At 58.3% G+C, this 24,068-nt stretch carries 17 protein-coding genes; 7 read left to right on the top strand and 10 right to left on the bottom strand.

Going from position 1 to position 24,068, the window contains the following annotated elements; all coding sequences use genetic code 11:
- Nucleotides 1-140: 140 nt before the first annotated feature.
- The gene (locus XX99_RS15610; RefSeq protein WP_050060340.1) at nt 141-653 is read right to left on the bottom strand and encodes a PaaI family thioesterase; all 513 of its coding nucleotides are present in this window, start codon (nt 651-653) and stop codon (nt 141-143) included.
- Nucleotides 650-1,612, bottom strand: a complete 963-nt coding sequence (locus tag XX99_RS15615; protein ID WP_050060341.1) for a threonine dehydratase — start codon at nt 1,610-1,612, stop codon at nt 650-652. Before XX99_RS15615 ends, XX99_RS15610 begins: the two co-directional genes overlap by 4 nt.
- A 183-nt stretch (nt 1,613-1,795) precedes the next feature.
- Here XX99_RS15615 and XX99_RS15620 point away from each other — a divergent pair, with 183 nt between their 5' ends.
- The 4 genes from XX99_RS15620 to XX99_RS15635 all read left to right on the top strand — a co-directional run bounded on the left by XX99_RS15620 (nt 1,796) and on the right by XX99_RS15635 (nt 6,672).
- Entirely contained in the window at nt 1,796-2,941 is a 1,146-nt protein-coding gene (locus XX99_RS15620) for a GGDEF domain-containing protein (RefSeq protein WP_050060342.1), read from the top strand.
- Between the two features lie 29 nt (nt 2,942-2,970).
- Nucleotides 2,971-4,314: a tRNA (N6-isopentenyl adenosine(37)-C2)-methylthiotransferase MiaB gene (gene miaB / locus XX99_RS15625; protein ID WP_050060343.1), complete on the top strand. Its 1,344-nt coding sequence runs from the start codon at nt 2,971-2,973 to the stop codon at nt 4,312-4,314.
- Nucleotides 4,315-4,395: 81 nt separating this feature from the next.
- Nucleotides 4,396-4,881, top strand: coding sequence for a bifunctional nuclease family protein (locus XX99_RS15630; RefSeq protein WP_050060344.1), 486 nt, complete (start codon nt 4,396-4,398; stop codon nt 4,879-4,881).
- Nucleotides 4,882-5,121: 240 nt separating this feature from the next.
- On the top strand, nt 5,122-6,672 hold the full coding sequence (locus tag XX99_RS15635; protein ID WP_231581438.1) for a S10 family peptidase: 1,551 nt from the start codon (nt 5,122-5,124) through the stop codon (nt 6,670-6,672).
- Nucleotides 6,673-6,931: 259 nt separating this feature from the next.
- On the opposite strand, the gene XX99_RS15640 is transcribed toward XX99_RS15635, so the two are convergent.
- The 5 genes from XX99_RS15640 to cutA form a co-directional block, all read right to left on the bottom strand.
- Nucleotides 6,932-7,897, bottom strand: coding sequence for an amidohydrolase family protein (locus tag XX99_RS15640; RefSeq protein ID WP_050060487.1), 966 nt, complete (start codon nt 7,895-7,897; stop codon nt 6,932-6,934).
- Nucleotides 7,898-8,098: 201 nt separating this feature from the next.
- Nucleotides 8,099-8,983, bottom strand: coding sequence for a menaquinone biosynthesis family protein (locus XX99_RS15645; protein ID WP_050060345.1), 885 nt, complete (start codon nt 8,981-8,983; stop codon nt 8,099-8,101).
- A 223-nt stretch (nt 8,984-9,206) separates the two neighbouring features.
- On the bottom strand, nt 9,207-9,815 hold the full coding sequence (locus XX99_RS15650) for a biotin transporter BioY (protein WP_050060346.1): 609 nt from the start codon (nt 9,813-9,815) through the stop codon (nt 9,207-9,209).
- Nucleotides 9,816-9,839: 24 nt separating this feature from the next.
- Nucleotides 9,840-9,998: a hypothetical protein gene (locus XX99_RS27305; RefSeq protein ID WP_156186016.1), complete on the bottom strand. Its 159-nt coding sequence runs from the start codon at nt 9,996-9,998 to the stop codon at nt 9,840-9,842.
- Between the two features lie 66 nt (nt 9,999-10,064).
- A complete protein-coding gene (gene cutA, locus XX99_RS15655; RefSeq protein WP_050060347.1) occupies nt 10,065-10,391 on the bottom strand; it encodes a divalent-cation tolerance protein CutA in 327 nt (108 codons plus the stop codon).
- Between the two features lie 258 nt (nt 10,392-10,649).
- Here cutA and XX99_RS15660 point away from each other — a divergent pair, with 258 nt between their 5' ends.
- Nucleotides 10,650-11,534 (top strand): hypothetical protein, encoded by an 885-nt coding sequence (locus XX99_RS15660; RefSeq protein ID WP_050060348.1) that lies wholly within the window; start codon nt 10,650-10,652, stop codon nt 11,532-11,534.
- A 67-nt stretch (nt 11,535-11,601) separates the two neighbouring features.
- Here XX99_RS15660 and XX99_RS15665 read toward each other — a convergent pair whose 3' ends face one another.
- A complete protein-coding gene (locus tag XX99_RS15665; protein WP_050060349.1) occupies nt 11,602-12,105 on the bottom strand; it encodes a YciE/YciF ferroxidase family protein in 504 nt (167 codons plus the stop codon).
- Between the two features lie 708 nt (nt 12,106-12,813).
- Between XX99_RS15665 and XX99_RS15675 the strand changes: the two genes are divergently transcribed.
- The gene (locus tag XX99_RS15675) at nt 12,814-16,182 is read left to right on the top strand and encodes a TonB-dependent receptor (protein ID WP_156186017.1); all 3,369 of its coding nucleotides are present in this window, start codon (nt 12,814-12,816) and stop codon (nt 16,180-16,182) included.
- Nucleotides 16,183-16,335: 153 nt separating this feature from the next.
- The gene (locus XX99_RS15680) at nt 16,336-19,251 is read left to right on the top strand and encodes a glycoside hydrolase family 9 protein (RefSeq protein ID WP_050060351.1); all 2,916 of its coding nucleotides are present in this window, start codon (nt 16,336-16,338) and stop codon (nt 19,249-19,251) included.
- 143 nt (nt 19,252-19,394) lie between these two features.
- On the opposite strand, the gene XX99_RS15685 is transcribed toward XX99_RS15680, so the two are convergent.
- Entirely contained in the window at nt 19,395-20,540 is a 1,146-nt protein-coding gene (locus XX99_RS15685) for a phosphatidylinositol-specific phospholipase C1-like protein (protein WP_231581421.1), read from the bottom strand.
- A gap of 516 nt (nt 20,541-21,056) precedes the next feature.
- Nucleotides 21,057-23,981, bottom strand: a complete 2,925-nt coding sequence (locus XX99_RS15690) for a ligand-binding sensor domain-containing diguanylate cyclase (RefSeq protein ID WP_050060353.1) — start codon at nt 23,979-23,981, stop codon at nt 21,057-21,059.
- Between the last annotated feature and the right edge of the window lie 87 nt (nt 23,982-24,068).

Consider the following 24,068-nt stretch of genomic DNA (forward strand, 5'->3'; position numbering starts at 1 on the left):
CTACATCGTGGGCAGCTATCCATATGCTGGTCTGCACTTATCAATTCTTTAACAAACCTTGGTATGGCGAGATATCGTCCGATCGAAGCGCTACTTTCGCGTCAGTAGAACATTCAATCTATCTATGACGCAGTAGCGGATTAGGACTTCGACGCGCCGGAGGTTTCAAGCTCCGTCTTCTGCAAATAGTCCACCGGGATCGCGATAAACAAGGCTTTGCCGCGCGCCAATACCGTCCCGTCCGCTGAGGCAATCTCCGCCTCGCAGTGATGCTTGCGGCCTGATGCGCTCACATGGCGTGCGCGGATTTCGATTGGCGTGCTCAGCGGAACCGGCTTGAGATACTCGACCTCCATCTGCCGAGTCATGGCGAGGACGCCGAACTGCCGGTTCGATTTGCTCATGGCCTCATCGAGCAGCGTCGCGATCACGCCGCCGTGCACATATCCCGGAGGACCCTGAAAGCGCTGCGGAATGCGCACCCGGCACAGGATGCGCTGGTTCTCATCGACAAAAAACTTCAGGCGCAGACCGGTCTTGTTGGTCTGTCCGCAGCCGAAGCAGTTGTGAACGGCACCGTGAGCGAAGAGCTGGGGCATGGCCACCGAGGCGGAGCCTTTTTGTGATCGGGACTTTTTCGAAGAAGCCGTCATGCTGTCGTCAACGCCTGCAGAAATACCTCCCGGTCGACGTTGCCGCCGGTGATCACCGTTCCCACCCGCTTGCCGCGCACAGCTTCCGGCTCCGATAGAATAGCCGCCACGGCCGCGGCTCCCGCGCCCTCGGCAACATTGTGGGTGTCTTCGTAGAGGGCGCGCATCGCAGAAGCAATCGCCTCGTCGCTTACCTGGACAATCCTCTCCACATGCTTGCGGATAACGCCCAGCGCATCTTCGACCGGAACACGGCAGGCCAGTCCGTCGGCAATCTTTGTGCCCGCCTGATGCTCGACGACCTTGCCGGCGGCGAAGGAGAGCGCGTAGGACGGCGATGCCTCGGCTACCACGCCGACGATCTTGGTCTTCAGCCCTAGCGCCGCGCGCGCCGCAGCTACGCCGCAGATGGACGAGCCCATCCCGATCGGCACATAGACGGTGTCGAGCTCCGATGCGGCTTCGAACATCTCCATCGCATAGGTTCCCGTGCCTGCGACCAGCAGCGGATGAAAAGATGGAACCTTATGCGCTCCACGCTCCCTCGCCAGATCGGTGGCGTACTCGTTGGCTGCCTGAAAGTCTTCTCCGTGCTCGATCAGCTCCGCTCCCAGTGCCAGCATGGCGCGATTCTTCTCCCGGCTGTTGCCGAAGGGAACCACGATAGTTGTTGTCCATCCCTTGCGCCTGGCAGCGAGAGCCACTCCCTGCCCGTGATTGCCGCGGGTCGCAGCGACCACCCCGGTCAGCGAAGGCTGCTCGCGGGCCAGCCAGTCGATGTAGACCGCAGCCCCGCGCAGCTTGAACGCGCCGACCGGCGAATGGTTCTCATGCTTGAGCCACACCTCTGCGCCCGCCCGCGCATTCAGCAGCGGCCACGTGTAGGTGGGCGTGGGCGGCATCACCGTGCGCACCAGAGCAGTGGCGCGCCGCAACTCGGGCAACTCGGGAAGATTCATGCCTTCACTGTAACGCCCTGGAGCCGCGGCGTCAGCATAAGGCCGATCCCTTCGCTGGAATGGCACTTTCGGTGTAGCGTGTGGCACGCTGCGGCGAATCGGAATTCCTTATCATGAGAAGTGGGGCAGGTTTCTGCGGATGTGGCCGCCTATGTTTTTCAAGGGAGGTTCCGGAGCTCGACGATGTCCATGCGGCTGCTTATGACGGGGTACTCGCTGGCTCTGCTCGCCGTGCTGCTGGGGTGCGTGATCGTGGCGCGGAGCCGGTATGCGTATCGCGGCATTCATTGGCTGACGGCCTCTGTGAGCGCCGCTTTGATCGGAGTGGCGCTGGTCGATGGCCGCGGCCTGATTCCCGATTTCGCCTCCATCGTTCTCGGAAACGAGGCTATTCTCGCCTCTTTTGTTCTGCTGCATCAGGCGATTCTCGTCATAGTGCGCTCGCGCCGCAGCTATCCCGGGTTCAGTCAGGGATTGGCGGCCCTGGTTTGCGCGGCGCTCATGTACTTCACTTACTCCGCGCCCGATATCGCGTCGCGCATTGTGGTGATGAGCGCCGCCGTCGCGCTCCAATGCGCCATCAGCGCCTGGGTTTTGTTGACCACCGATGAACCTGCGCTTCGCTCACCCATGCGCATGCTGGCCGGGGTGCTGATTTCCTTCCAGGTACTGGAGATCGCTCGCATCGTGGCGGCGATTCTCCGGCCGCCACCGCCGGACATCATGCATGCGGATGATGTCCACTCCTTCTTCATGCTGCTGCAGTGCATCATGGGACTGGCGAACATGGCCGCGGTCTTATGGCTCGCCCTTTGCTCGCAGCGAGACGATCTTCATGCCATGGCCTTCACCGACGGCCTGACCGGCTTGATGAACCGGAGAGGTTTCGACGAGCTTCTGGAGCGCGAAATACAGAGAAGCCAGTATGGCAGCGAGCCAATAGCGCTGCTGCTCATCGATCTCGATCACTTCAAGGCGATCAACGATCAGTTCGGGCACCAGACCGGTGACGAGGTTATTCGCTGCATGAGCAAGCTGCTGCATGCTCAGACGCGGGCTGCCGATTCCGTTGCGCGCTACGGTGGCGAGGAATTCGTGATGCTGTTGCGTGGCTCGCAGACCGGCCATGCCGAGTCGGTAGCGGAGCGGTTACGAAACCAGATCGCGGCCATTGAAGGGCTGCCGCACGGCATTTGCCTTACCGCCAGCATCGGCATTGCCGTCTACGGTCCCGACGACACGATAACGTCTCTGGTCAAGCGCAGCGATGACGCCCTCTATCGTTCCAAGCGCCTGGGCAGGAACCGCGTAAGCACGGCCACGGTCTGAAGAGGCATTGTTCTATACTTAAAAGAATCATGCCATTAGTAAAAGCTCCGGACGAGGCATCGACGAAGACCTTTTACATCGAGACCTTCGGATGCCAGATGAACGTCCATGACTCGGAGAAAGTCATCGGCACGCTGGAGCAGCAGGGGTATACCAAGGTCGAGACCGAAGAGGCCGCGGACCTGATCCTTTACAACACCTGCTCCATCCGCGACAAGGCCGAACAGAAGGTCTTCAACCGCCTCAACGATTACAAGAAGCTGTACAAGCAGGGGAAGCGTTTCGGCGTCCTGGGATGCGTGGCGCAGCAGGAGGGCGAAAAGATCTTTGAGCGCGCTCCTTATGTGTCGCTGGTCTCGGGATCGGCCTCCTACCGCAAGCTGCCCGAGATGCTGGTCCAGCTGGAACTGGGCGGCCAGCGTATCACCGGCCTCGACGACCGCCAGACCGACCAGACTTTCGAGACCGAGTTCACCGCACGCTCGAATACCCACCGCGGCTACATCACCATCATCGAAGGCTGCGACAAGTTCTGCGCCTACTGCGTGGTTCCGTACACACGCGGCAAGGAGCGCAGCCGGACTTCGACTTCCGTGCTTGCCGAGGCGCGCCGCATGGCCGATGCCGGATACACCGATATCCAGCTGCTCGGCCAGAACGTGAATTCCTATCGCGATACAGAAGGGAAGCGCAGCTTCGCCGAACTGCTGGTAGCCGTTGGCGAGATCTCCGGCATCCGTCGAGTGCGCTTCACCACCTCGCACCCGCGCGACTTCACTCGCGACATTGTGGAAGCCATCGATGCCGTTCCCACGCTGTGCGATCACGTCCATCTGCCGGTGCAGAGCGGTTCATCCAACGTGTTGCATCACATGCAGCGCGAGTACACCCGCGAGTGGTATCTGGAGCGGATTGCCTGGATCAAGAGCGCGCGCCGCGAGATCAGCATGACCACCGATATCATCGTCGGCTTCCCCGGAGAGACTGGCGAAGACTTCGAGCAGACCATCAGCCTTCTCGGCGAAGTTCAGTACGACGCAGTGTTCGCGTTCAAGTATTCGCCGCGTCCGAACACACCGGCGATCACCATGGCCGATTCCATTCCGGAAGAGGAGAAATCAATCCGGCTTCAGGCGTTACTTGATCGCCAGCGTGAGTGGCAAAGGGCCAATTACGCCAAGCACATCGGCCAGGAGATGGAAGTGATGGTCGAGGGCTATAATCACGCCCGCGGCCAGGTAATGGGGCGGACCTCGCAGAACAAGACGCTCAATTTCACAACGCGCCAGCCGATTCTTCCCGCGGTCGGAAGTTATCAGCAGGTGCGGGTAACGCAGAGTTTTCCAAACAGCCTGGCGGGAGAAGCGGTTTAGAGCAATCGGGGATGTTGCGGCGAGACGGCGCAACATCCCATCTGGAATTCGGGTTCAGTAATTGGGTTCAAGAGGTGCACGATGGAAATCGAGATGAAAATTCGCGGACTCATGGTCGATCCTTCCACGCACATGCCGATCGTGCTGTTGAAAGATCCCGAGACCGAAGCCTTGCTGCCCATCTGGGTCGGCCTGTACGAGGCCAATGCCATCGCGCTCGAAGTGGAGAAGACTCAGACCCCTCGTCCGTTGACGCATGATCTGCTGCGCAATCTCATCCGCAGCTTGAACGCAAAGGTACAGCGCGTGGTGGTGACGGAGCTCAAAGACGACACGTTTTACGCGGTGGTGTGGATGGAGCAGAACGGCGAAGTCATCTCCGTCGATGCGCGGCCTTCGGACGCACTAGCGCTGGCGCTGCGCACCGACTGCCCGGTCTTCGTGGACGAGGATGTTCTTCTCGCCGCGAAGGTGCTGCCCAATCCCGCCGAGCAGGCCTCAGCGCAGGACGTACGCAAATGGCTCGAAAATCTGAACGACGAGGATCTCGGCCGCTACAAGATGTAGGCCGTAGAGCCTAGCGGGATGCTCCATTCTCGCGTGTAGAAAATCGGCATGTTGAGAATCGCTTCGCATCCCGCGCCGCCCATAGGTCGGCCGCGCTCTTTCATCTCATCAACTCCACTTCTCTTCATTTCAGACCCCTCTCCGGCCACAAACGTGGCAGACTAAGTCAATCCCATAATTTCTTGTTTTTTAACCTCTTGCTTTTTTTAGCTTGTTGTACGGAGAACGCTGTTGAGACAAGTGGCCCCCAAGCTCTGCGCCCTGATGCTGGGCGTTTCCGTTGCTCTCCTTCCCGCCTTTGCTCAGGATCAGAAAAAATCGGACGATCCGCCGAAGCACGATGACGACAAGGCCGCTTCTATCCCGCCGGAAAAATCGTCGGTCACGCACCACGAGATGACTCTGGGCGGCCGGAGCATCCACTACACGGCCACCGCCGGAACGCTGCTGATCCACAATGACGAAGACAAGCCTTACGGCAGCATCTTCTACGTCGCCTACACCGAAGATGGAGCCGACGCGAAGAGCCGTCCCGTGACCTTTCTCTACAATGGCGGGCCGGGATCGGCCTCACTATGGCTGCACATGGGATCGGTAGGGCCGGTGCGGGTCGCGACCGCGAGCCCGGCGGCCACCGGAGCGGCTCCGTATCAGGTGGTGCCCAACCAATACAGCCTGCTCGACAAGACCGACCTCATATTCATCGACGCGCCGCTCACTGGATACTCCAAAGCAGTGGGCAAGGGAACGGACAAGGACTTTCGCGGCGTCGACCAGGATCTGCAGGCCTTCGACAAGTTTATCCAGCGCTACATCACGGTGAACCAGCGCTGGAACTCGCCCAAATTCCTCATGGGTGAGTCCTATGGCACCACGCGCTCCGCTGGATTGGCTGGGATGCTGCAGGAGAGCGGCGTTTCGCTGAACGGCGTGATCCTGGTGTCGTCGGTCCTGAATTACAACGTGAATGTTCCGGGACTGGACATCCAGTATGTCGGAAACCTGCCGTCGTATGCGGCCATCGCCTGGTACCACAACAAGATTCCCAATAAACCAGCCGATGTGAAGGCATTCCTGAATGAGGTTCGCGCCTTCGCCCGTGGCGATTACGCCGAGGCGCTGGCCGAGGGCGATCTGCTGCCGCAGGATAAATTCGACACCATCGCAGCCAAGGTTGCAGCCTACACCGGCTTGAGCGTGCAATATGTGAAAGAGTCCAAGCTGCAGATTTCGCCGACGCGCTTCCGCAAAGAGCTGCTGCGCGACGAGGGAGAGATTCTCGGCCGCTATGATGCGCGCTTCGAGGGAACGGACGTCGACAATGCCGGCGAGAATCCGGGATACGATCCCTCGGATTCAGGCATTGCCGGCGCATTCACCGCCGCTTTCCACGACTATCTCTCACGCGAGCTGAAGTACGACACCACCGACACCTACTATGTTCACTCCGAATCGAACACGCCCTGGGATCAGACCCATCACCCCTCTGGGAGTGGCGGAGGACGCGGCAACTTCGGTGGTCAGCGGCTGCCGGATGTGGCCATCGACCTGGCAGACGCCATGCGCAAGAATCCCAAGCTGAAAGTCTTTTCGGCGAACGGGCTCTTCGATCTGGCGACGCCCTTCTTCCTGACCGAATACGATCTGAATCACATGATGGTGACTCCCGAGCTCGCCAGGAATGTCGAGTTCGGCTACTACCCGGCAGGGCACATGATCTATCTCAACGTCGACGCGCTGAAGGATCTAACCCACGACCTGGATAACTTCTACGCCTCGCTCCTCCACTAAGGACTTGCCGTCCAGGCAAATGCGCCGGTGGCGCGGGTTGTTGCTGCTTCGCTCCCTTTAGTCGCTTCGCCTTTCCTCATTCCGTGCGCGAATGTATTTCGTGCACGGAATGTTTTTCTTTGAGTGGCTAGAAGTTGGACGGCATTGTTGACGGCTTCCGGCTCTCTCGGAAATTGTCATCCCGATCGTAGCGGAGCAGAGGGACCTGCAATTTTCCCTAAGTTCGACGCTGATACCGGCTGCAAATTAGAAAAATACTCTAGCTATTCAGCCGCAGCAGCTTGTCCGCGTTGCGATGGACGAATTTCTCCCGATCCTCCGGCGACAGCGAAAGGTTATTAAGGAAGGCCTGTCCTTTGCTGGTATCGCTGTAGGGATAGTCAATCGAATAAAGCAGCCGGTCTACGCCCAACACCTGTAGTGCGCATAGAAAAGGTGGATTGGTGAAGTAGCCGCTCGTAGTCACGTGGAAGTTGGAGTGGAAGTATTCCGCCACCGGCCGTTGCAGGTGCTTACAGGCGGGCGTGAGAACTCCCGCGGCGCGTGCGAGCGAGTAAGGAAGGTTCTCGCCCATGTGGCCGATGATGACCTGCAGGCGCGGAAACCGATCAAAGAGGCCGGAGACGATGAGGCGCAGGCAATGCAGGCCGGTCTCGACGTGCCATCCCCAGCCAGCGATGGAGAGCAGCTGACCGGTGTGCCCAGGAAGTCCGCTGAAGTAGACCTCCTGTACCGTTTTCGGTGGCAGCGCGGGATGCAGATAGATGGGGACGTCGAGCGCTTGAGCGACCTCGAAGAGGGGTGTAAACCGCGGGTCGTCGAGGAAGGCTCCGCCGGTAAGGCCGTCCACCAGTGCTCCGCGGAAACCGTGCGTGCGGATGCAGCGCTCGAACTCCTTTGCCGCTTCTTCGGGCTCCCGCAACGCAAGATTCGCGAATCCCGCGAAGCGCGCCGGATGCGCTGCAACCGCTGCGGCAAGCTCATCGTTGACGTCGTGCATTACGGCTGTGGCGTTCGCAGGAGCAAGGCTCTCGATGCCCATCGATGTGAGCGACAGGACTTGAACATCCACGCTGCCCGCGTCCATGGCCGCGATGCGGCCCGCGCCGAGATCCAGCAGCTTCTCGCGAATGGCGGCCATCTGTGGATTCGGCGGCAGGGAGGATTCTGCAGCCTTCAGGAAACTGGAAGTGAGGAAGTGCTCTTCGAGCGTGACAGTGCGCATGAGCATTGGACGCGAAGCGGAAGAGCAGGGTTCTCTTTGTATAGGCAGACCGCGTCCGGCTCTCTCGATATTCTTCAAACAGCAATGAAGGCATCATTCAGAGAGAGCGCAACGAGTCGAAAACCCAAAACGCAGCTGTTGCCGGACTTTGCGAAGCGATATTAGAAGCTGGAAGGCGCGCCTGTTGAAGCACGCCCACACTTAGCCGACGAAATCCACCTTGACCGGATGGGGAATGATGCCTCGCTCGTGTCCCATCTGCAGCAGCTTCCGGATGGCTTCTTTACCGTCTTCGCCGTAGTTCAGGGTGCGCTCGTTCACGTACATGCCGACGAACTTGTTGGCCAGGTTTTCATCCAGGTCGCGGGCGAACTGCATGGCATAGGCCAGCGCCGCCTCGCGATGATCGAGTCCGTGCTGAATGCTGTCACGCAATGCCTGCGTCACCGTCAGCATGGTCTTCTCGCCCAGCGACCGGCGAATGGCGTTGCCGCCCAGAGGCAAGGGAAGACCCGTCTGCTCGCGCCACCACACGCCGAGGTCGAGGACCTTGTGCAGTCCGCTGTGTGCGTAGGTGAGCTGGCCCTCGTGAATGATGAGGCCGGCGCTGAAGTTTCCTGCCAACACCTCGGGGATGATGCGGTCGAAGGGCACGAGGGCCGTCTCGATCTCCGGCGCGAAGAGCTTGAGCGTGAGGTGCGCGGTGGTCAGCGTGCCGGGGATCGCGATGCGCTCGCGCTTGATATCGTCCAGCGTGAAGGGCTTGCTGGATACGATCATGGGACCGTAGCCCTCGCCCACCGAGCCGCCGCAAGACATCAACGCGTAGTTCTCCTGCAGATACGGATACGCGTGGAAGGAGATCGCCGTCACATCGTAGAACGCCTCATGAATCGCCTTCTGATTCAGGGTCTCGATATCGGTAAGGGTGTGGGTGAACTTGAAGCCGGGCACGCGCACCTTGTTGGTGGCGAGTCCATAGAACATGAAGGCGTCGTCAGAGTCCGGGCTGTGTGCGATGGTGATTTCGCGAGTCTGCGATGCGGCATTCTGAGTTTCGGTCGGTATTGAAGGGGTTGTGCTCACTGCTGTTCCTGATCCTTTCGACTGTACGGCGGCCGGGGTGCGGCGGGTGCTTCTCAAGAGTGTGTTCAAAGAGACCGAAATGTAACAACGTCTCTCCGGGGCCGTTGCCCCTCGGACTGATTGTGCTTCCAGCGCGGCTGAAGCCGCGACGTTTTTGGAAACTTACCTATATGCAGTCGTCACAGAAGTCCAGTAAGTGTGGAATCGTCTGGATCGATCGGCTTTATGCGCCGATACGCCTCCGAAATTTGGTTGTGGCAGAGACGATGCCCGCTGCCGTAATGACTTTCAGTGCATCTCCGGGAAGAAACGGCAGCACGGTCATCTTGAGCGTGGCGGCCAGAGAGAGATGCGAGAGAACGGTGAACCAGGCCGCACCGCATAGATAAAGAAAGACACTGGCGGCCGCGGCGGAGAATGCGTAGGTAGTAAATGATGCCGGACGAATGCGGCGGCTGAGCATGCTCGCGCCGGCAGCAACAAAAGGATACGCCAGCAGAAATCCGCCGCTGGGTCCGAGCAAATGAAGCAGACCCGCGCCTCCGTGTGGAGTGAAGACCGGCAGTCCGGATGCGCCTTCAATGAGATAAAGAGCCAGTGCGGCAAAGGCCGGTGCGGGCGCCAGGAACATGCCAACCACCAGCACCGCAAAATTCTGCATGGTGAGCGGGACCGGCGTAAACAGCAGCGGGACGGAGAGGTGCGCGCACACCGCCACGAAAGCGCTCGCGCCGATGACCAACGCCGTCTGGCGCGACAGGTGCGAGGCCAGCGTGGGCTGCAACGGGGAGCATACGGCGGATACCGTTCCTGCGGTTTGTATCTCTGCCATCTTTCTCTTCTCCCGGGAAGTTATTTACTCGGCGTTTTTAGCCGGTTCTTCGGTCTTCGATCCCTTTAATTTCAGCGGATCGGCGGGCTGCAGGTCGTGATTCCGGATGTGCCTCCTCACGGAAATGACGGCCCACACCAACGCACCCACGCTCAAGACAAACACCACATACAAAACGCGCATGAATTCCTAGAGTCTAAGAATATCAGGCGGCGGCAACGCGGAACAGGGTGGCAGCTCCTTCGCAGCTCAAGGCATCAAAGAATCATGCAGCCATCGCAGGTAAAGTTCGCTCCCGGATTCGATGGAGAGCACCAGAAATTCGGGAAGCTCATACGGATGAAGCTCATGCAGAGCGGCCTCCAGCGAAGGCAGCTGCTCCTCCTCAGTCTTGATGAGCAGCAGAATTTCAGAGGCGGTTTCGACCGCGCCCTGCCAACGGTAGATCGAGGTCAGGCCGGGAAGAAGATTGACGCAGGCGGCGAGCCGTTGCTCGACAAGGACCTGGGCCAGGCGTTGCGCCGCGTCGGCGCTGTCAATGGTGGTGAGAACGATCCGCGCAGTTCTGTGAGACATGGAGATGGCTAGAAAATATTCCTTTCCCGCTATTCCTTCGCAGGATCGAAGCTCCTGAATTCCCCGCCGGAACCACTGAATTCCCGATGCGATCGTCTAAAACCAGGAAGGGAATTGTTGAATGTATAGCTGTGCTTCAATTCTGGAGCGGCGATGCACATTTTCTTGTGCATTTAATATCCTTCTCTCGATTCCGTATTCAAACTCTGACACCCTTGCATCATAATTTTTATATTGCCTGAGAGGTGGATACGAATCATGCTTTCGCGCGCGTCCTTCGTAGTCTTTCTCCCATGTTTTCTGGCTTTCAGCGGTGGATCGATGCTGGCGCAGACGCCGGTCGGAACACCTTCCCAACCCGCTCAGCAGCTCGTCGCCGACGTCATCTATAACGAGTTGCATGACCGTGCCTCCGATAGCTTCTGGGCCTATCGGAGCATCCGCGTCTCGGGTCCCCAGGACATCGTCCGCGTGCAGGTGGAAACCACCGAGGGTCCGATCTTTCGGGTACTCGAAGATCACGGCGCGCCTCTGAATCCGACCGAGCAGCGGAAAGAAGAACAGCGTCTGCAGGATCTGGTGCAGCGCCCCGGCGCGATGGCCCGCACCAAGCAAGAGCACGAGCAGGACGAGGAGCGGCTGAAGAAAGTGATGGAGCTGCTTCCGAACGCCTTTCTCTTCGAGTACAACGGAGCGAGCGAGGGCGAGCGGGTGCAGATTTCCTTCCGTCCCAATCCGGCTTTCGTCCCACAGGGATACGAGGCTCGCGTGGTACACGCGCTCGGCGGGACCGTGACCGTGAATCAGCGTTTGAAGCGCATGGTCGATATGGATGGACGGGTGATGGAGCGGGTCGATTTCGGGTACGGCATCCTTGGACACGTGGAGAAAGACGGCACCTTCGAGATTCATCGTCAGCAGGTAAGCGATACTCACTGGAAGACTGACCTGGTCGAGGTCCACATTCAAGGCAAAGTGCTGCTCTTCAAGAACGTCACCAAGGATCAGCGCGAATCGCGATCGGACTTCCGTGCAGTTCCGCACGATATTAGCCTGATTGCGGCGAAGGGCCTTCTCGATCAGAGCGGCCAGCAGACAGGCCACGAACAAAACCTTGCACGCGTTTCGGGCGGCAGCCGCTAAACATTGAGTAGCAGCGAAAAAGGCGGAGCCGTTTCCGGCTCCGCCTTTGTGTTTCGATGCCCGCTGTTTATGCGGCGGCTTCGTAGTTCACCCGCTCCGAAATCTGGGTGAGCGTCTGATCGGCCTTCACTTCTTCAGCCTCGATGCTCTTCAGGATTGCCGCATCGTCATTGAGGCCGAGCAGGCGGGCCCAGCTGCGCAGCGTGCCATAAACGGCAATCTCATGATGCTCGACCTGTTGCGCGGCACCCACCAGCGCGATATCGCGCACCGCGGGGTCCGTGACGTCTTTAATGGTGTCGGAAGCTTCCGTCGTAAGGCCGTTGATGACTTTGCAGGTCTCCGTCTCGCTTTCTCCGATATGTTTGTGCAGCAGGGCTTCCACCCTCGTGACGTGACCGCGAGTCTCTTCGAGATGGTTGGAAAAGGCAGCAGCGAGCGTCGAATCGCTGGACTTCTCGATCAGGTCGGGGAGCGCCTTGGTGATCTTCTGCTCCATGTCGAGAGCCTTCTTGAGGTTTGCGATATACAGGCTGCGGAGGTCTTCGATATTGGCTGAAAACAGTTTCATGTCATGTTCCTTTCGCTTGGGATAAGAGAGTTTGTGCGCGTGGCCGCGCTCTCGGTAATTCTTGAGGTGTGTTCAGAACTTGCGAAGAACATCGACCCCGAAAGGGGCGTTCCGGGCGAATATTTCCAGGCTTACATTCCTGACTTGCCTGCCCACTTGTACGATGCGAAGTTGGGAAGGGGGTTTGCTAACAAAAATTCGGATACGTGAAGCAGGGAATGGCGTGGTGCAGGCGTGCGAGCTCCACAGAAAATTTCGCATGAGTACGCGCGGCACGAGCGCGTCCGGTCCAGCCGTTGTTTTCCTGCCCCTTCATCCTTCGACGTCGATATCCCGGCTCCCTCTCAAACCTTGTTATTCTGAGCGAGTCGAAGGACCTGCAGTCTGCCTGTGCCATCCCCGATTTGTGTTCCCAGTCCGCATCCAGAATCAAAGTAAGCACACTTTCGATCTCAAACGAGGAGTCCTCGATCCGCTTATGTCCCCGATAAGGAAATTTAGGGGCAGACTAAAAAGTTTATTACTAATGTTGACAAAGTAAGTTTCGAGCGCTTTAAATCATTCCACGCAACGTGATCGCCTGGTGCAATCCGGCAGTGTCCGGAACCGGGCACGTAAGCGAAGACTCCGGCTATGCACGTCCCCCACCACGGCTTATCCGGATCAGAAACTACAGAATGGCTTGATCGTTCCCAGAGGTAATCGACTATGAGCAAACTGAAATTCTTTAAGGCCGTCGGCGTAAGCGCACTTCTTTGTACAGCGATGTGCTTCACCGGAACTGCTCATGCCCAGAGCACCAATTCCGGCGATATCCGGGGCACCGTCACCGATTCGTCCGGCGCGCTGATCCCCGGCGTGAAGGTCACGGTCCTCAATGTCGATACCGGCGTGGCCAAAGACTACGTCACCGACAATGACGGGCTCTTCGACACCTCATCCATCGTTGCGGGAAATTACAAGCTCACCTACACCAAGGAAGGCTTTGGACAGATCGTCCGCGGTCCCCTCACCCTGCAAGTAGGAACGACCACAGTGAACGCCCAGCTAAGTGTGGGCTCGACCACTCAGCAGGTCGTGGTCAACACCAACGACATTCCCCTGCTCAACACCGAGACCAGCGAGCAGTCGACCACTCTCGACTCGAAGTCCATGTCGCAGCTGCCCAATGTGGGCACCGATTGGGAGACCTTTTCGATCCTGCTTCCCGGAGCCCAGGGCAATACGCAAGGCACATCGCTCGCGAACGGCTGGCAGGGCAGTAACGACCCGCAGCAGTTCATCTCGGCCAACGGAAATCTCCCTTACAGCGCTATCCTCGCTGACGGAGCGGTGACCACACTGCCGAGCAGCGGCAATGCTGACGTCTCCATCTTCGAGACGGTCTCCGAGCTGCAGGTCATCACCTCTGGTTTCTCCGCACAGTACGGAATTGGCGGCATCATCTTCAACCAGATCAGCAAGGGCGGCACCAATCAGTTCCACGGAGCGGCGTATGAGTACTTTCAGAACGACGCCCTGAACGCCGCGAACTACGGCTTCGGAACCGCGGTGCCAGTCACGCCCATCCGCTATAACAACTTCGGCGGATCGATCGGCGGACCCATCCTCAAGAAGAAGATGTTTTTCTATTTCAACTTCGACAAGACCAATAACAACACTGCCTATTCTGGATTCTTGACCGTGCCGACGCAGGCCATGCGCAACGGAGACTTCACCGGCCTGCCCACCATCTACGACCCGACCTCGCAGGTAGTGACGCAGACGCCCAACGGTCCTGTCGTGACGCGCCAGTCATTTGAGCAGGAAGGCTACGGCAACAAAATTCCTGCGAACCTGTTGGACCCGGTGGCGAAGGCTTTGAACGCCTACTTCCCGTTGCCGAATGCCACGCCATCCAGCTTCACCCAGGGCGTGCCCAACTCCAACTTTTATTACTTCGCGCCGGTCACGCTGCCTTACACCAAGTATTTCGGACGCCTCGATTACGACGTCACTCCGAACAACCGCCTGACCATCACCGACACGCAGCGTGACAACCCGACCACCAACGATGGTATCGGGCTCGCCTATTGCCCGATGGATTGCGTGAAAGGCGACGTCGACAGCAATGCCGCGCAAATCTCCGATGTATGGAACATCAACCCCACGACCATCAACGAAGCGCGCATGGGCTTTACTTCGGAGCTGAACTACTACATCCCTGAATCGCTTAACCAGAACATTCCCCAACAGATCGGATGGCAGTTCGCCAAGGCGAACATCTTTCCGAACCTGAACTATTCCGGCAGCTGCTGCTTCGGACTGAACTCCGGATTCCAGGTCTTCCAGAAAGAGTTCGTCTACGATCCGTCCGATGTCGTGACCATGATCCGCGGCAAACACATCCTGCACTTCGGTGGCGAATTTATGATGTGGCAGGCCAATCAGGTGAACGGCAGTGAATTCAACGGCGGCACCTTCACCTTCAGCGGCGGATACACGCAATCGACAGTGGGTGACTCGACCACCGGCCTGGCTTACGCCGACTACCTGCTCGGGCAGGTGAACTCGTGGAACGCGAGCGTACAGCCGGAGTACGGAGCTCGCCTCAAGACGCCGCAGCTGTTCGTTCAGGATGACATCAAGCTGCGTCCCAACCTCACCGTCAACCTTGGCTTGCGCTATGAAATTCAGCGCGGCTGGAACGAAGTCAAGAACAACATCGCGGCCTTCGATCCCGAAGTACCCAACGCCGCGACAGGAACCGACGGCGCCATCTGGTATGCCGCAACTGGGGCGCACGGACGCAAGGCGCTGCAGGCCGATGTCTACACCACGGTGATGCCGCGCGTCGGCTTCAACTACTCGCCCGATCCGATGACCACCATTCGCGGCGGCTTCGGCATCTTCTCTTACAACTGGAGCACCAACACCTACGGCGCCGGCCTTGGAAACTCCTTCATCACGCAAGGCAACGCGACCGATCAGACGAACGGCATCTCGCCTGTCGTCATACTCTCCTCAAAGGGGACGAACCTTCCGTACATCGGCCCTACCACCGATCCCACTGCGCTCAATGGCCAGGGTGTGACATACAACCAGTTCCACACACCAGTTCCCAAGATTTACCAGTGGAATTTCGCCATCCAACACACCGTGGGAACGAACATGGTTGTCGAGATGGCCTATGTGGCCAGCCACGGATTCAATCTCAGCTTCCCGGTCGACATCAATCAGGTTCCGCAAAATCTGCTCGGTCCGAACGACAGCCCGAACTCGCGCCCCTATCCGATTTATCAAAGCATTTCGGGCAGCACCAACAACGCTATCTCTAACTACAACTCGCTGCAGACCTCCATCACCAAGCGCCTGACCTCGGGGCTGAGCTTCAACTTCAACTACGTCTGGTCTCACTTCCTCGACGATCAGGATTCGTCGTCGGAAGGCGGTATTGCCGGCACGCAGATCTATCAGAACTCGTTCAACCCGTCTGCAAACTATGGCTCGTCGAACTTCGATTCCCGCAACGCACTGAAGGGCAACATTGTCTATCAGCTTCCTGTCGGCAAGGGCAAGATGTTCCTCAACAACAACCGTTTGCTGGATGAAGCCGTTGGCGGATGGCAGCTCTCTTCAACGATGATCTTTTCCTCGGGCAATCCATTCACGCCTTATATCGGAAGCAGTAATAACTCTTTCTCGCAGGCCGGAAACTGGTATCCCAATGTCATCGGCAATCCAACTCCCGCGCATCGCACCATTCAGAACTGGTACGATCCATCCGCCTTCGCTCTGCCCGCGAACGGCACCTTCGGCGATATGAAGAGAAACAGCCTGATCGGTCCAGCGCTGAAGGTTGTCAATCTGTCGCTCGGAAAGACCTTCACCGTGCGCGAGGGAATTCAGCTTCAGATTCGCGCAGATAGCACGAATGCCTTTAACCATCCCAGCTTCGGACCGCCGAATCAGGCGCTCATCCCTGACAGCGCGCCCAATGGTCAAGGCGTCACGACCTTCTCCGGGACCGGCACCAGCATCTCCCAGGTGACAGTCGGTGGACGCACCATGCAGTTGAACGCGCACCTGTCCTTCTAGTGGTTTCTCGTTTTTCCTCCTTGCCTGCCGGCATTAACTTTCCGGCAGGCATTTTATTGTTAAATCCTAGTTGTCCTAAGTGGCCATCCTTAAGTGACCAACTAAGATAGATTTTTGATCAACCGACTCAGTGCACGAACCAAGGGGAAGAGAATGAATCGAGGGCTCCTTCGCAGAAAAATCAATCCGCGGCAAGCAGGTCTATCTGGTTTGCTGGCTTTCGGCGTGTTGCTGGGCGGCGTCTGCCAGCGCCTTTCCGCAGAGGATGGCAGCCCGAGACAGCCCATGCAGGCCAAACTCGAAGACGGTGCAGAATATCGCTGGCTGAATAAGAAGGTGCTCGATTCGCGTGTGCTCGACAACATGGAAGATATTTCCACTTGGTCTTTTAAGGGCGAGGGAGATATGGCGCTCTCTGACGAATACAAAAAAGACGGCCAGCACTCCTTGAGAATCCGTTCAACCTTCAGCGTTGCTCGTGTCGATGGAGGCGGCGAATGGGAAGATCTGATCGCGACGCGGAAGTTTCCGTCTGAAGATTGGAGAAAATACAATCGCATCTCGCTGTGGGTCTATGCCGACGTCGCCGGAGCTCCCGCTCTCGCCGCATCACTTACGCTCCATAACGAAGGCGCGCATATTTTGCCCGACCAATACAACGAGGGCCGCAACGAATCTCTTCTTCTGAACAACCACGCGTGGACCCATCTGGTGTGGGAGATTGCGCCGCTCGATCGCGACAAAGTCACGGCCATCGATTTTGCCTACAGCCTGCCGAAGATGTTCCCCGACCCCGGGGATCACACGACCTTATACATCGATCAGCTCGAGCTGCAGACTGTAGATCCCGATCACGTCGAAGGCTGGGACGTAGCTGCAGGCAAGATCGCCTTCAGTCACAGCGGCTATACCGTCGGCGCCTCGAAGTCAGCGATTGCCAGCGATCTCACTGCGCGCGAATTCTCCGTCATTGATGAACACACAGGGAAGGTGATTCTCACCAGGCCCGTCGAAGAAAAGACGGCCAGCCTGGGTAAGTATCAGGTGCTCGATTTTTCGGAATTACGGCATCCTGGAACCTATCGCATCCGCGCTGGAAGCAAACTTACTCGTCCCTTCCGCATCGGCGATGACGCGTGGAGCGACAGCACCTGGAAGGCGCTTAATTTTATGTATAGCGAGCGCTGCGGAACGGTCATCCCCGGCATTCATGGCATCTGCCACCAGGACGACTACAGCATCCACGGCGACAAGCGCATCGTCGTCAACGGCGGTTATCACGACGCAGGCGATCTGACGGCAACCGGAAACGTCACGGGCATGACGTATGCGCTGTTCTCTTATGTCGACCGATTGCAGCAACAGCAGGAAGATCCCGCGCTTCGGAACCGACTAACGGAAGAGGCGAAGTGGGGTCTGGCGTGGATTCTCAAAACCAGCTTTGGAGACGGCTATCGCACCACCGGTCAGCTCATCAGTTATTGGACGAATGGCATCATGGGCGATGCCGACGATCGCTTCGGGCAAGCTGTGAACGATCCCGAGTGGAACTTCCGCGTGGCCGCAGTTGAGTCTCTGGCCGCGCGTGTCTTGAAGGACAGTGACCCGGAGCTTGCCAACCGCAGCCTGGCGACGGCGAAGGATGATTGGAAGTATGCAGTCGAAGGACTGAAAAAAGCAGCGCCCAAGCCTGAGGTTTACGGAGCTCAAGATGAGCTGGAGCGCATCTCCTTCGGTGCGATTGCTTCCGTAGGTCTGTTTCGCGCCACCGGCGAGCAGCAATACGCGGATGAAGCGATGCTTCTAGGAAACCTCATCCTGCAATCGCAGGAGCGCAAGCTGCAGCCGTGGTCTGTTCCAATTACCGGGTATTTTTACACCAGCCCTGAGCGCAAGAATCTCTTTCACCGCTTTCATATCGGACAGGAAGAGCAGCCGCTGATCGCTCTCTCGGAACTGTGCAGAGCGTTTCCAGATAATCCAAGCTGGATCAAGTGGTACTCGGCCATCGTTCTGCACTCCCAGTATTATCAGCAGGCGGTAGCGAGGCTTGATGCGCCCTACGATGTTCTCCCCGCCGGAATTTACAGCGAGAGCGAAGTGCGTCTGCTTCCCAATTCCGAAGAGTGGAGGCCGCTTCGCGCCTCCGATCGCAATTCTTATCTCGAGCAAGTGCATACCGGACTCCACTTGGGCGGAGATTATTATCTGCGCAGATTTCCGGTCTGGTTCAACTTCCGCGGCAACTCCAGCGTGCTGCTTTCCGAAACCAAGGCCTTGTCCGCAGCCGCGCAGATACGCAACAATCTTGATGCGGATGATCTGGCGCAAAAGCAGGCGCAGTGGTTGACGGGGCGCAATCCGTTTTCGGCGAGCATCATGTACGGCGAAGGCTACGACTGGACTCCGCTCTACAGCGTTCGTTCGGGCCAGTTGGTGGGCGCGCTTCCGGTCGGCGTCGAGACCAGGGGAAATAGCGACGCACCTTATTGGCCCACGCAAATCTGCTGGACCTATAAAGAAGTTTGGACGCAGCCGGTGGGCGAATGGATATGGCTCATGCGCGACCTCAACGGTTCTGCGGTGGTGCGGGGCATGACGGATAAGGGCAATCATGATCCCGTCGTCGTTCGGAACTCACACACGGGCTTTAGCAAATCCGTGACTGCGTCTGATGGAGCCTTTCGCATTCTTCTGCCGCAAGGAAACTACACGGTGCAGCATGGCACAACGCACACCACGCTAACCGCAATTTCCGGCAAAACTTATGATCTCGAACTAAGGCACGATAAGGCTCTCGACTTTACTGTCACCACGCAGGCAGAAGATCCCGGCGATGTTACGCTGCGGGTTTCGACTCGCGGTGTTGGACAGCATCGGCTCTCCATTCGCGCAGACAACCTCGCATTCAAGGAAGCCGAACAGCAGGCAGTCAATCTCAGTACTCAGACATCAGGCGAAGTAGTGTGGCACGCTCATATCGTCTCTGCCGATACGCCGTGGGTCGCCGTCATCGTTCCAGATGACAAACTCGACGGGCGCAAAGAGGTCACCGGCGTCTCGCACTGAAGATATGCCAGAGTTTGTAAATGCGGACTATCTCTCGCTTAGGTATTCAACGTTTGTCCTAAACGCAGGATGCACGAATCGAATGTTCCCCCTCGCGGCGAATCTTCGATTCGTGCATTTTCCTTGCGTTGCTAAGAGAAGCCCTACTTTACCAGTGAAGCGTTCTTGCAGGATGCCGGAGCGTTGACCGGGTTGCACCGGGCGACGACTCCATCGGGCAGGCTGACGGAATATCCTGTCCACGAGGCCGGCTCGGATGCCGGATAGTCGGTGCTGAGAAGCTGAGCACCACTGGCGATTGCGGAGTCACGCTGCGTGGTGCTGTTGGTGCGCGCTTCCTTGGTGTCGGAGTCGGTGCGCGTGCGGATCAGATATCCCTTGCGAACTAGTGCTGCGATCTCTTCCTTTGAGCCATCATTTTCTTCGATGAACGCGGCATCCGGCTCGCCCGGCTTGGCATTGGTGAAGATCACACGGCCGCGCAACGAAGGATGCCCTTCGAGATAAACAGGCCCCACCGGCCGCTGATCCATGAGGAAGACCACCTTGCCGCGCGCCGCATCGAGCGTGGGCCATCCGTTATTGAGGATCGCTTCTTCCAATGTGGCATGGTTGCCGCGGACATCATCCGGAGTAATCAGTTCGTTCGCTGGAAAGACGGAGCGGATTTCGGCATCGAGGGCATCGAAGGTTGCCGCCGTGAACTTCTCGGCCGTCGCGGCGTGATACTGCGGAGGCAGATCGGACTGCTTGGTCTCGACCAATATATAGACGGGCACATGGTTGGGATGAGCGTGCGACCAGGTGCGCACCACCTCCAGGCATGCGGTGAAGGGCTGGCAGGTGCTGCGGTAGTCGAAATCCTGCACATGCATGACCTTGAAGCCCGGCTTCTTCATGACACCGTTCGGATCGAAAGGCGGATCGGCGGGAAGTCCGGCCTGTGCAACACCTTTCGGCCCCAGTGGGTCGGCAAAGCGGCCTCCCTGGCTATCGGCGTAGACGTCGAGCTCGATCTGGCGCACACCCGCGTCGAATTGCTGATCCAACGGCTGGTGACGGTATTCGAGGCCTTGATAGAGCCGGGGATTTTTCTCCTGCATCAGCTTCACTTCGCTTGGCGCAATGCCCGCGTGATAGCTGTTGTGAGAGCCGATCACTTGAATTTGATTGATGTGTACGGAATCGTCCGCGGCCGTTTGTCCATCGGCGAAGGGAAGAGTCGAGAAGGAGAAAGCGGCGAGGGACAGAGCAGCGAGGCGCAGGAAAGCAGGCCTATTCGTGATCACTAAAATCATCTCCGGAGAACTTGTTCAGGAATCATAAAATCCCGGCAGGCATAAGCCTTACCAGGCTAGGCAAGAGTTCACCTAATCGGACGAGTTGAAGCATCAACGCGAATACGCGTTGATGGAAGTTGGTCAGGGCGAAAAGGTGAACGACGGGCTTGCCGGCGTATGAAACTTTGAGCGTTATGTTCTTCGAGACGCGGCGTAGTCAATTCGCAGCATCATCGGTGTCAAGTGTTTCAAGCCCATGCCGGTGTGCCGTTTGACCCGCTAAAAAAATGCGAATTACGCAATATTTTTATCACTGTTCAATGACTCCATTGTGAAACCGCAGGAGCGATACCCGTCTTCATCATCTGTTCATATCGAGGAAGCGTGTGAGATAGGGTTCAGTTTCAACCTGAGAAGAAGTGAGTGAGAGGGAGTTTCATCGCTGCGCGATTCTCCAGAACCGATTGCAGAAGGGATTTTGCATGGGGCAGGGCTCGGCTTTTAGCCGGGTATCCTATGCCGCCCCTAATTTTCTGCGGCAGGCGCGAACTCGGGCGATGCCTGGTCGGCGATCTCCGGTTCGGCGATCTCCGGGCAATACCAGCAGAAGCTGTTGCGGCGGGTCCGCTTCGCCGCGTACAGCGCGAGGTCGGCGGATTTATAGAGGCCTTCCTGCGTATCGCTGTGGTGCGGGAAGACGGCGACGCCGATGCTGCATCCTGTGCTGAGGTGTTCATCTTTAAAAGCGACGCCGGCCGAAAGGCCTTCTATGATGCGATGGCAGATTCTTTCTACGGAAACCGGGTCGTATGCGCTCGTCAGCAGGATCGCGAATTCGTCGCCTCCCAGGCGAGCCACGCAATCCGACTCGCGCACCGCAACGCGCAGCCGGGCCGCAACTTCGAACAGGACCGCGTCTCCCGCATCGTGCCCGAAGGTATCGTTGATTCCCTTGAAGTGATCGAGGTCGACCAGCAGCAGTGCGAAAGGCTTGTCATAGCGATAGGCCGTTGCCGCGCGAGAACGAAACTGTTCCGTAAACATCCGCCGATTTGGCAGGGAAGTCAGCACATCGCAGTACGCGAGCTCTTCCAGCTGGCGATGGCTCTCGATCAGCTCGGCCGTCTGATCGGCTACTTGCTTCTTCAACAACTCCTTCTGCTTCATTAGTCCGCGCACCCGGAACTGCCACACTACACGCGCCAGGAAGAGAACCGTGAACATGCAAGCGGTCAGAAACCACCATGACTGCCACCACGGAGGGCTGATCGAGAAAGCGAATCGGGCCGCGACCGGGCTCCATTCGCCGCTTGGTCCGCATGCGATGACCTCGAAGACGTAGTGGCCTCCGGGCAGTCCTTCGAAGTGGACGCTTTTTTCGCTGGTCTCGCTCCAGGAGGTCTTGTAACCCAGCAGCCGATAGCGAAACCGCATCCTCGTCTCCGAGGAGTAGTCCAGCCCGCTGAAGCGGATGAGGAGAGAATCCTGCGCGTGCGGCAAGACCAGCCGGTCGCCGGCCTGGAACTCGCGCGAAGTCCCTTCAATCGCTGTCAGTACCACGGGTGGGGCGGAGGCGGTCTTCTTCACAAGCGACGGCGACAGACGCGAGAGTCCTCCGGAGGTGCCGAACCAGATGCTGCCGTCATGATCGACGGACAGGGCGAGGTCGTTGCCGTCATCCCAGATCAGCCCGTCCTCTCTTCCGTAGTGCCGCCATTGATTTTGATCGAACACATCGATGCCGTTATCGGTGCTGGCCCAGAGCCTTCCGGCCGGATCGAGCGCGAGCGCGTAAATCAGGTCGGACGAGAGGCCGTCCTGCTGGGTAAAACGCGACACTGCGATGCGATCACCGTGCAATTCGAGCCGGGCGATACCGAGAGCATCGCGATAGCCCAGCCAGAGTGATCCGTGACCCTCGGCGATGGCGCTCAGATCGTTCGATCTGAGACCGTCGGCGGTGGTGAAGATCCTCCAACTGCTGCCGTCGAAGCGGGCGACGCCTTGCGAGGTGGTGATCCACACCCTGCCGTCCTCGTCGGCGAGCACATCGCGAAAGACTGTCTGCGGCGGAAGACCGGGGATATCGATTCTCTCGAACTCCAGATCGGAGGAGCCATTGAGAGGTTTCCGGCTGCGCAAACAGCCTGCCGCCAGCCCCGCAACCCACAACCGGTGCTGCTGGTCGACTGCCATCGCAATCACCTGATCGATCTTTTGCCCGGCCGCGCTTCGATAGGTCTTTAGCAGCATTCCATCTTTACTGAAGCGGCTGATTCCGCCGGGAAAGGTTCCGACAAAGAAATCTCCAGCCGGCCCCTCCGTAATCGCCCTCACCCAGTCGCCGGCCAATCCATTGTGGGAGCTCCAGGAGTGTTCCAGCTTCCCGTTTGCGCCAAAGATGCTGAGACCCCCGCTGGTTCCGACCCACAGCCGCCCCGCGCGGTCGTGATGCACCGACCAGACGCTGTTATGCAGCAGGCCGTCTGCCTTCTGCCAACTCATCCATTCGCCGTGACCCAGACGGCGAACCAGGCCGCCGCCAAACATGCCCATCCAGAGGGAATCTCCGCGGTCCATCAGAATCGGGGCTACCGTATCCGAGGGAAGTCCGTGCTCGGGATCGATAAAGGTTTTGGCGCCGCCCCGGAAGATGACGACTCCCGAATCGCTGGAGACGTAGAGGCGTCCGTGCGTGTCGGCGAAAAGCCGGGGACGTGTGGCGTGGGTTATTCCCTCAGACCGGTCGACAAAGCGCGCCTGCGTAGAGGGACGCTCGTAAAGGTGGGTTGCACTCCGCACCCACAAATTGCCCTGGCTGTCTTTGGCGATCGCGGTCCACTGATCGTTGGGAAGTCCGGCAGGAGAGCCTATCTTATCTGCCTTCTGCCCTCTTAAATGCCAGATGTCTCCATCTCTCGCGAACCAGACATCGTCGCCGCTCACGTACAGCGCGCTCATCAGCCCGTTGGCCACATCGCTGAAGCGGTACCATCCAGCACCATCGGCCAGCCCGCGGATAATCCCGGCATTGTGTTCGAGATAGACATTCCCCGACCCATCGAAGGCGACCGCTTGGAATGCTTCCTTTTTGGTTCCGTCCACGACCTTGAATTGATGGCCCTCGCTGCGCACGATTCCGCCCTGGGTTGCTACCCAGAGAACGCCCCGCGGCGATTCAGCCATGCCTAGAATTTCAGAATTGGGCAGACCGTCGGCGTGACTGAAAGCCCGGAATCGATTCCCGTCATAGCGGAAAAGTCCGTTGTCGGTGCCCACCCAGATATAGCCGGTCTGGTCTTGAAGCAGGCAGGTGGTGGAGAGATTGCCGAGACCATCTTGGGAGCCGTATTGCCGAAAAGAGTACCGTTGAGCCCGCGACTCCGCGCCTGCTGCAAGCGCCAGCAGCGCCCCAACGCCGGCGGCTCGAATGTAACCAGCCAGGCTCATGATTTGGGATTTATCGGCAATCCGGCGTTTTCATTCCAACCGGCGCAGCATTTCCGCGAATCGTGTGTTCTCATAGGGATACCAACG

Source organism: Silvibacterium bohemicum (genome assembly GCF_001006305.1).
Taxonomy (GTDB): domain Bacteria; phylum Acidobacteriota; class Terriglobia; order Terriglobales; family Acidobacteriaceae; genus Silvibacterium; species Silvibacterium bohemicum.